The sequence below is a fragment of the Pseudomonadota bacterium genome (genome assembly GCA_010028905.1).
GTDB lineage: Bacteria > Vulcanimicrobiota > Xenobia > RGZZ01 > RGZZ01 > RGZZ01.
In genome coordinates, this window is record RGZZ01000211.1 from 1 (window position 1) to 8,400 (window position 8,400).

Here is an 8,400-nt window from a genome sequence, read left to right on the forward strand (position 1 = left end):
GCGTGGATGTGTGCCTCGGGAGTGTTGCTCCGGTTCTGGATGTTCATCGATGCTGCTCCCCCGTCGATGCTCGGGGAGCGCTGCGTCGGTGCGGATCGCGACCGCCTGCTCCCTCCTCGCTATCGTACGCGGCCAGGCTGAAAGCGGCCTGATGGAAGCGTCAAATGAGCGTGAATGTTCGTGGGTGAGCCCGCCGCACTGCAGAGCGAGCCGAGCGGATCAGAGGTCGACGCGGTAGATTCCGTTGCCGTCGAACAGGTGTATCGCGCGCGAACCCACAAATCGAGCGTCGATGTACAGGGTCGACCTCTCGAGGGTCACGGGCGTGAGCGCCTTGCCTGACGCGGCGCTGTAGCGGACGATCTTCTGACGCAGCTTCTTCTCTGCAGAGAGGCCGTCTTCGCGCACCTCGAGGGCACCAATCTCCTGCTCGTCAGGAGACAGGAACGGTGAGATGAGCTGGCCTCGCGACAGCATCGTGCGCTGGCTCTTCTGCTTCAGGCTCGTCGAGATGAGCGTGGCGGGGCCCGTGGCGCTTCCCAGAACCGCGGTGAGCACGTTCGCGCCCAGCTCCATTCCGCCGAAGCGCGTGAGGGGGAGCTTTCAGAGAATCGATCGACCGTTGAGGCTCACAATGAGTGCGCCGGTGAACGACAGGCGGTTCTTCCCCGCGACGGCCACCCCTTGGCTGCTGGCCTGCAGGGCGCCGATGGCCGTCGCCTCGGGAAAGGCCTGCCGCATGCGCGCCGTGAGGTCTTCTCGTCGCATCAGTCGCTTCACACCGCTTCGGCTCACGCACGCCAGCCAGTCGCCGTTGAAGCGACCGTCGCGGGTGGTGCAGAAGCCAAATGCGCAGAAGTCGTCGCCCATGGGAACGATTCGTGATCGCTGGTTCGCGTAGAGCCCGAACGACGCATTGCCGCTCTGCCGCTCGCTCACCACATCGACCTTGCCGGTGGCAAGGTCGACCAGCAGCAGACGACCGCCTTCACCAGACCAGATGAGGGCCAGTGTTCCGGGGCGATTCGCCTGCGCGTGCTCGATGCGGTGGCAGGGAAGCTTCACGTCGCGCACCAGGGTGCGGCGAACCGGATCGATGACGAGCAGATGGGCGGCTTCGCCGTGCATCGGCTCGGAGGTCGCCAGGACCTCTCCAGTCGCAAGCAGGGTGCGCAGCGCCACTGGGCCCTGCGGAAAGAGGGTCGAGAGCCCCGCCTCGTCGATGAGCAGTCGCTCGTCTGCCCCAGCGGGGGAGAGGCAGACGAGGCAGATGAGCAGGATGGAGACGAGTCGGCGCATCAGTGTCCGCCGAGATCGGCCATCTCGTAGCCGCTGGGCCACCAGTCCCAGGTGAGGTAGCGCTTGCCGTTGCGGACATACCCGGAGACGAAGCTCTTGTTGCGGGTGCTGATGCTCTCGACGCCGAGGCGCTGCACGGGAACGAGCTCGCCCGGCGCAAGTCTGCCGTCGCTGTTGGCGTCGATCCAGACGTACAGGCCGTACGCGCAACGCGCCGCCCGCGCTCAGGCTGGCGGGCCGCTGGCTTTCTTGTCGAGGGGGAACACGCCCCCCTTGGCGCCATCGACAAAGGCCTGGATGGGTTCGAACCCATCGTCGTGTCGGCTGTGGGCGAAGATGTAGTCTGCGCTGTGGCACGGCAGCCCTTGTCCCGTGGCGACGCGATAGAGCGCGTGGATCCCGTTCACCAGGACGGGGATGTCAGCGATGGGGTTGAGCGGGTGCAGGTAGTTCTTGGCGAACAGGTAGAGCGGGTCGTTCACGCTGGCGGTGTAGTGGATGTTCGCGTGCTTCACGCCGGCGATCTCGTAGTCACGGGGCGAGACGGCGCCGGATAGCGACAGCACGCGCACGTGCTCACGGATGTCCTTGCGGAAGCGGCCGTGGTCTTCCTTGGCCAGGATGGTGAGGGCGAGGGCGGTCTCGGCGCCGCCACCGCTGTGACAGGCGATGAGCACGTCGCGCCCCAGCTCGAGCGACTGACGCACCTCGTCGTGCAGCGCCTTCACCGCCGGGTCGCGGGTGGCGACCAGGGCGGCGGCGTGCTCTGCGCGCAGGAATGGGGTCTGCAGGCCCTTCAGCAGGAAGATGTCGCCTACGATTCGCTTCAGGTCGGCGGCACGGCTCTTGCCCACGCCTTCGTGCACCCCCACCACCGCCTGGCCCACGTCGACCCCTCGGTAATCGAGTTCGGCGGGAGACTGGAACAGGCGCCCCATGCAACGGGTCTGGCCAGGGAGAGTCTCCTGGATGCCGTCGACGAAGAGAACGACACGGTTGTTGACAACCGCCTCTTCCGGGATGCTGGCGTCGTCTGGCGAGGTCGCGTCTGGCCTGGTCTCGCCACGATGGGCCAGCACCTTCGAGCGCCCGTCCGGATAGCGCACGTGCACGCGACCGAACAGGTTCGCATCTTCGGGCTTCTGCGAGCGGGGATCGTCGAGGATGGTGCCGTCGTCTGTGCGACGGTGGTTACCGTGGAGACCGAAGAGCCGACGCCCCAGGTTCGCGTGCGAAGCAGCCGTGCTCCCGCTTTCGGAGCACGAAGCAGGCGTGGCGACGTGGACATGCGTCATATGGCGTATGGCGCTCAGCATCGAATTCGTCCCATCAAGGCGCCTCCCGGGCGCTCCTCCGTACCTGCATTGTGCCACGGCTGGCGCCAGAACGGAATTGACGTTTTGTTGACGTTTCGTCACGAATCCCGATGGCTGCGCGGGCAGTGTCGGTGTCGACGTGGGCCGCGCGTCAGCGCTCGGGCGAGACGAGGCCCAGATCGATGGCCTCGGCGGCCCGCTCGACGATGGCGTCTGCAATAGCCAGCGACGACGTGGCGGCGGGCGAGGGGGCATTTCGCACATGTAGCATGCCCGGGGCCACGTAGAACGAGAAGTCGTCGATGAGCGCGCCGTCGCGTCCGAGCGCCTGGGCGCGCACGCCAGACGGTCCGGGCACGAGATCTGCCGAGGACACGGCGGGCAGGTAGGCCTGCAGTGCCTTCACGTAGGCCAACTTCATGTAGTCGCGCCACATCTCGGCCATGCCTGTGCCCAGATGCTTCGCGGCCAGGCGGCGAAAGCCCGGCCAGGCGAGCACCTGGCCCAGATCGCGCAGGTTGACATCGAAGCGGCCATATCCCTGACGCGCGAAGGCCAGCACGGCGTTGGGTCCGGCGATGACGCGACCATCGATGCAGCGGGTGAAGTGCACGCCGAGAAACGGGAAGCGCGGATCGGGCACGGGGTAGATGAGTCCTCGGCAGAGGTGTCGGCAATGGGCTGCGAGCTCGTAGTAGTCGCCGCGGAAGGGGACGATGGCCAGATCACGTGGCGCTCCCGTGGCCGCCGCGAGACGGTCGGAGTAGAGCCCCGCGCACGCGATGAGGCCTCGGGTTTCGTCGTCGCCCCGCGAGGTCTTCACGACCAGCCCGCTGGGCCGCGAATCGACGCCGCGCACCTCGCAGCCCGTGCGAATCACGCCGCCGGCCTCGGTGACGATACGCGCACAGGCCAGGGCCACGGCGCGATAGTCGACGATGGCGGTGGTGGGGCAGAACAGGGCTTTCACCCCGGCCACGTGGGGCTCGATCTCGCGCATCTCGGCCGGGTCGACGAGACGCGCGCCGCTCACCCCGTTGGCCTCTGCCCGTCGCGCCAGCTCGAGCAAGCGGGGCATCTCGTCGCCGCGCAATGCCACGATGAGCTTGCCGGTTGTCTGGCTGGCGATGCCGTGCCGCGCACAGAAGTCGAGCAGCATCTCACGGCCGCGCACGCACAGCCGCGCCTTCAGCGAGCCTGGCGCGTAGTACACGCCGGCGTGCACCACGCCGCTGTTGTGCGCCGTCTGCTGGGTGGCCACATCGGTTTCCCGCTCGAGCACGAGCACCCGAAGGCCGGGCGAGCGCTCGAGCAGCCTCATGGCGGTGGCCAGTCCGAGAATTCCCCCGCCGGCGACGATCACGTTCCAGGAAGTCGACACGCCGAGGTGTTTCTCGACGAGGGCTGCGCCTCCTCGCTCAGCCGATGCGCGCGAGGAAGCGCCGCGCCACGTCGTCGGCTCCATCGGTGGCCAGCGCGCAGGGTCGTCGGGGACGGCGCATGAGCGCGTGCAGCGCGTCATCCCAGGCGCCACGGGCCAGGGTCTCGTTGTCGATGAACGCGCCCGTCCCGTACCGATCGATGGCGTCGACCAGAACCGGGTATTCGGCGAAGCGGCCGCGAGACGTGTACAGCAGGCGGGTCTCGTTGGCCAGGCACTCGCTCACGATGCCGTAGCCGGGCTTGGTGGCCACCACGTCGCACGCGCGCACCAGGTCGGCGTAGCGCAGGCCGCGCGCCGTCATCTCGGCGGTGTCGAGCACGCGCACGTTCGGTGCGGTGCGGGTCGGCCCTGGTGGCGTGACGATGAACGTGAACCCGTCGATGCGCGACAGCCGCTCGATGTCGAGGGCCGCGGGCCCGAGCCCGCCGAACGAAACCAGCACTGCGGCTCGGCCAGGGTCGAGGCCCAGCCGTGCTTTCGCCTCGGCGGGGGTGAGGGCGCGTCTCGCGGAACGGGGCCGCGACATGGTCGCCGCCGTGGAAGGGCAGCCGCAGCAGCACATCGGCCGCGGCGTAGTCGGCGTCGAAGGCGTCGGCCACCGCGGCCAGGCGAGGCTCGAGATCGACGAGGTCGCGGTAGATCCAGCTCCAGGTGAAGTTGCTGAAGGCGATGGCGGGCAGGCCGAGATGGGCGGCGGCCGCCATGGGCAGTGCGGGGATGTCGGCGATGACAGCGTCGGCCTTCACCTTTCTGAGGAAGTCGATCTCACCCGCGAGCAGCGTTTCGCGCGCGGCCAGAAGCGCCTCGCACGCATCGGCCGTGGCGCCGAGATCCTGCGTCAGGCTGTCGCCTTGCACGATGCCCGTGTCGAGGCGGATCGACGAGGTCTCGTGCGACCTGCCCTCGAGGGCCGATGCGACGAACCAGGGGGCCACGGGGGTGCGCACGTGAAGCCGGACCTCGGGGGCGAGACGGGCCAGCGAGCGCGCAACCTCGAGGTCTCGGGAGGCGTGTCCGAAGCCGTGGCCGGTGCTGTAGACGACGATGTGCAGGGCGTGGGCCCTCCTGTTGCAGAATCGACGGCCCATGCGCGCTCTCGATGTCACCATCGTGCTCCACAAGCCGGCCCGCGCCGCCAACATCGGCGCCACGGCTCGTGCCATGAAGGTCATGGGCTTCACCCGCCTGGCGCTCGTGGCGCCCGGCGCACCTCTCGAGGGGGAGGCCATGGCCGTGGCCCACGGCGCCCACGACGTGCTCGAGCAGGCCGTGGTGGTTGACGACCTCGAGTCCGCCTTGCGCGGCTCCACCCTCGTGGTGGGCACCACCGCCCGTCAGGGCAAGGACCGCATGACGCCCATCAAGCTCCGGAGGTTCGTGACCGACGTGCTCCCGGCCTACCTGCCGGCGCAACTTGCGGTGGTGTTCGGATGTGAAGAGTCGGGCCTGGCCAACGACGATCTCGACCGCTGTCAGTTCGCCATCGAGATTCCCACTGGGCCTTTGTTTCACTCGCTCAATCTCGCCCAGGCCGTCATGGTGGTATGCTACGAGCTGTTCAGCAGCGCGCCGGCGCAGCATGTGGCGCCTGTGGTCTCAGATGCCCGACGCCAGCGCATGGAGACGCTCTATCGCGGGCTCGAGACATTTCTCACCGAGGTCGAGTACCCGAATCGCACCTCGCTCGCGCGGGCCATGGCCGACGCGCGTCGCGTTCTCGACGCCACCCACATGACCGAGCGCGATGTGAACACCGTGCTGGGGCTCTTCCGCCATATGCGCTTCTTGCTGCGAAAGGGCGACGCCGAGCGAGAGTAGGGGGGCACGTCGCGCTTCGTTCAGTTCGTGTCAGGTCTTCTGGGAGACCATGAAAGAAGGGACCGGCGCGAACGCCGATCCCCTCATCGAGGCTGAGCCTCTGCAGGACGCCTACCTGCCGAGGAGATTGTCCTTGAATACGCCGCCCGGGCCGGGCTTGGGGCCGATCCAGGTCGAGAGGATGGCGTCAGCGGTCTTCTTGCCGGCGAGCGAGCCTTTGACGTTGCCAGCGACCCAGACGCGGGTTCCCTGGCCGGGAACGTACGCGATGACGATCTCATCGCCGGACTTCACGTCGGTCATCCAACTGCAGAGCGTCTCGAAGTTCTTCTTGACGGCGGCAGATGCGTTGGGGCAGTTGGCCGCGAGGCCTTCGTTCCAGGCTTCGCAGATCCTGGCCTTGTCGACCCTGCGAATGAAGTGCATGACCGTCTGACGCGGGGCGTCGGCCGCCCTGATCTTCTCGGGGGAGGTCTGCGTCTGGGCAAGGTACAGGCCGGCCACATAGACGCTGAAGCCGAACTTGCTTCGGAGCGCGATGCCGTTGAGGTTGAAGCGGAGGAGCCCCTGCAGGCCTGCCCCGATCGCTGCCACCGTGCTCAGCCTGGGTCACCATCGGCGCCCTCTTTGCCCTGCGTGTCTCTGTGCGGCCGCACGATTCGCGCCTGCGCGGCCTCGATGTTGCGCTGCTCCCATTCGTCCCGATGGCGATTGGCCTCTTCGATGGTGCGAAACTTGTGCACGCCGCGCAGCGGTTGCACGATCCGCCCCAATCGCGCCAAGGCCGCGGTCGCTCGCATCTGCTTGAGGATTCGGGGATCACCAGGCGGTAGCCTCAGCGCACGCTCTGCGTCTTCGAACGAACGAAAGCGCTCTACACCCATCTCAGTCGCTCTCCTCGAGGCCGTACTGCTGGCGAAGGGCCGCGGCGTCCATCTGGTCTTTCGGGCGAAGGGTGTCACTTTTCATGCGGTACAACGTGCGCCTGCTGGCGACATTCAAACGAACCCCTTCAATCTCGAGCAGCTCGCTCTCGAGGTCGTCGTAGTGCCAGACCTCGCCGATGTGGCCGATGATGTCGACCACGTAATCGTCATCGGGTGGACCGTAACGAACGACCGCGTAATCGCCCGCCAGGTCATCGGCCACGATCTCGTCGATGCTGTCATCGTGGTACACCAGCCGGAGAGCTGCACGCAGGCGGTCGACGTTCTCCTCGGTTGGACGCACGAACAGATCGATGTCTCCGGTCGCCCGGACGAGGCCCTGAAAGCCCAGCGCCAGTCCGCCGACCAGCACGTACTCGACATTCAGCTGCGCGAGGGCCCTCGCCAGGGGAAGAAAGCTGTCGGGATCCACGGGTTCCTACTTCGAGCCCCACGTCTGAACTCTTCTTGCGTGTGCCAACGACGACAGCTGTTTCAGCGGTGAGATTGTCTTGTGTGTCAGAGCGAAGGGGGGCGCTCTGTTGCCGGAGGGCTCTCTGCGCGTCTCGCATTCTTCTTGAACGAGAAGTGGGGGGCATCGTGAGAAGCAGGGACCCGAGAGGTTCGCGAAGTGGGTGCCCCCCGCCGCCACCGTCGCGGAAGCGCTTTCGCATCACCTGGGCGCGGCGTAACCTCCCCACTCCGGCCCCTGACAGCACGCCACACTCTCGATGTCCTCTCCACTCGACCTCAGCCGCTCTCCCCCGAACGAACTTGTTTCCGTGAGGTTGCGAGCAAGAGAACACCTGTCGCATTCTCGGCACCGTGCCCGCCTCCCAGATCTGGCGGGTGCCCAACGTCTTCCTCTACTCGCCCGAAGCCTGCAATTGATTCACCTACCCATCTGCCGTCCCCGGCGGCGAGGACGGGGGCCACGGCGTGCACGGCGCCGGCGAGGACGAGGGCCACGGCGTGCACGGCGCCGGCGAGGACGACAAAGAGCGCCTTTACGTCCGCCGACGGGGTCTCCCGCAGGGCTTCCTCGATGGCGTCCACGACCTCGGCGATGGCGCAGGCGGCGCGCAGGGTCTCGGTTGGGGGTGGACGGACCGAGGCCGCCGCGCAGCCCGTCGCTCGCCCCCAGGATCACGAGCTCGATGCGAACGGGCGTGGGGTTGAACTGCGCGGGCGGCGCGTCAACTCCTACTCGCGAGGGTCCAGGGACCGTTCCGTGAACCCTCGCATCCGCCACGACACGCCCGCCCACGGGGACACACCACCGCCTCGCCGGGCGGTGGCGCGTCGCCGCTCAGTGAGGTGAGAAGGGGAACAGACGACCCGAAAACCTGAAGTCGCCGACCCGCACGTCATTACAAGCATCTGTTGATCTGGCCGACGACCGCCGGGGAGGTCCCGAAGAAGCGGTGGGGGAAACGGATGGCGTGCGAGCGACGACAGAGGACGAGACGACCCTGCGAGCGGCCATCGCGCGGCTGTATGCGGTCTTCGAGCGGTACCCCTCCGACCATCGGGGACCCGCCTGTCCGCACTGCGTCGGCGAGCCGGAGCGGGCACGCCTGCACGCAACGCCCCTCGC

11 protein-coding genes are annotated in these 8,400 nt (G+C 67.4%); 3 read left to right on the forward strand and 8 right to left on the reverse strand.

The features are described 5' to 3' along the window. Nucleotides 1–219 precede the first annotated feature (219 nt). The 5 genes from EB084_14370 to EB084_14390 form a co-directional block, all read right to left on the reverse strand. Complete coding sequence (locus tag EB084_14370) at nucleotides 220–576, reverse strand: hypothetical protein (GenBank protein ID NDD29442.1); 357 nt, start codon at nucleotides 574–576, stop codon at nucleotides 220–222. 27 nt (nucleotides 577–603) lie between these two features. Continuing rightward, nucleotides 604–1,299: a hypothetical protein gene (locus EB084_14375; protein NDD29443.1), complete on the reverse strand. Its 696-nt coding sequence runs from the start codon at nucleotides 1,297–1,299 to the stop codon at nucleotides 604–606. Between the two features lie 224 nt (nucleotides 1,300–1,523). Then, entirely contained in the window at nucleotides 1,524–2,615 is a 1,092-nt protein-coding gene (locus tag EB084_14380; GenBank protein ID NDD29444.1) for a hypothetical protein, read from the reverse strand. Between the two features lie 151 nt (nucleotides 2,616–2,766). Then, entirely contained in the window at nucleotides 2,767–4,080 is a 1,314-nt protein-coding gene (locus tag EB084_14385) for an L-2-hydroxyglutarate oxidase (GenBank protein NDD29445.1), read from the reverse strand. After that, nucleotides 4,034–4,501 carry a hypothetical protein gene (locus EB084_14390; GenBank protein ID NDD29446.1) on the reverse strand — a complete coding sequence of 156 codons (468 nt, stop codon included), beginning with the start codon at nucleotides 4,499–4,501 and terminating at the stop codon, nucleotides 4,034–4,036. The genes EB084_14385 and EB084_14390 overlap by 47 nt, the downstream gene beginning before the upstream one ends. A gap of 209 nt (nucleotides 4,502–4,710) precedes the next feature. Between EB084_14390 and EB084_14395 the strand changes: the two genes are divergently transcribed. Together EB084_14395 and EB084_14400 are read left to right on the forward strand one after the other, a co-directional pair. Then, nucleotides 4,711–5,010, forward strand: coding sequence for a hypothetical protein (locus tag EB084_14395; GenBank protein NDD29447.1), 300 nt, complete (start codon nucleotides 4,711–4,713; stop codon nucleotides 5,008–5,010). 93 nt (nucleotides 5,011–5,103) lie between these two features. Beyond that, nucleotides 5,104–5,877 (forward strand): TrmJ/YjtD family RNA methyltransferase, encoded by a 774-nt coding sequence (locus tag EB084_14400; GenBank protein ID NDD29448.1) that lies wholly within the window; start codon nucleotides 5,104–5,106, stop codon nucleotides 5,875–5,877. 111 nt (nucleotides 5,878–5,988) lie between these two features. Here EB084_14400 and EB084_14405 read toward each other — a convergent pair whose 3' ends face one another. The 3 genes from EB084_14405 to EB084_14415 are packed head-to-tail and all read right to left on the reverse strand — an operon-like array spanning nucleotide 5,989 to nucleotide 7,236. Next, nucleotides 5,989–6,480, reverse strand: coding sequence for a hypothetical protein (locus EB084_14405; protein NDD29449.1), 492 nt, complete (start codon nucleotides 6,478–6,480; stop codon nucleotides 5,989–5,991). Then, the gene (locus tag EB084_14410) at nucleotides 6,477–6,761 is read right to left on the reverse strand and encodes a hypothetical protein (GenBank protein NDD29450.1); all 285 of its coding nucleotides are present in this window, start codon (nucleotides 6,759–6,761) and stop codon (nucleotides 6,477–6,479) included. Before EB084_14410 ends, EB084_14405 begins: the two co-directional genes overlap by 4 nt. Nucleotide 6,762: 1 nt before the next feature. Continuing rightward, nucleotides 6,763–7,236, reverse strand: a complete 474-nt coding sequence (locus EB084_14415) for a hypothetical protein (protein ID NDD29451.1) — start codon at nucleotides 7,234–7,236, stop codon at nucleotides 6,763–6,765. Between the two features lie 454 nt (nucleotides 7,237–7,690). Between EB084_14415 and EB084_14420 the strand changes: the two genes are divergently transcribed. Further along, the gene (locus EB084_14420; protein NDD29452.1) at nucleotides 7,691–8,038 is read left to right on the forward strand and encodes a hypothetical protein; all 348 of its coding nucleotides are present in this window, start codon (nucleotides 7,691–7,693) and stop codon (nucleotides 8,036–8,038) included. The last annotated feature ends 362 nt before the right edge of the window (nucleotides 8,039–8,400 follow it).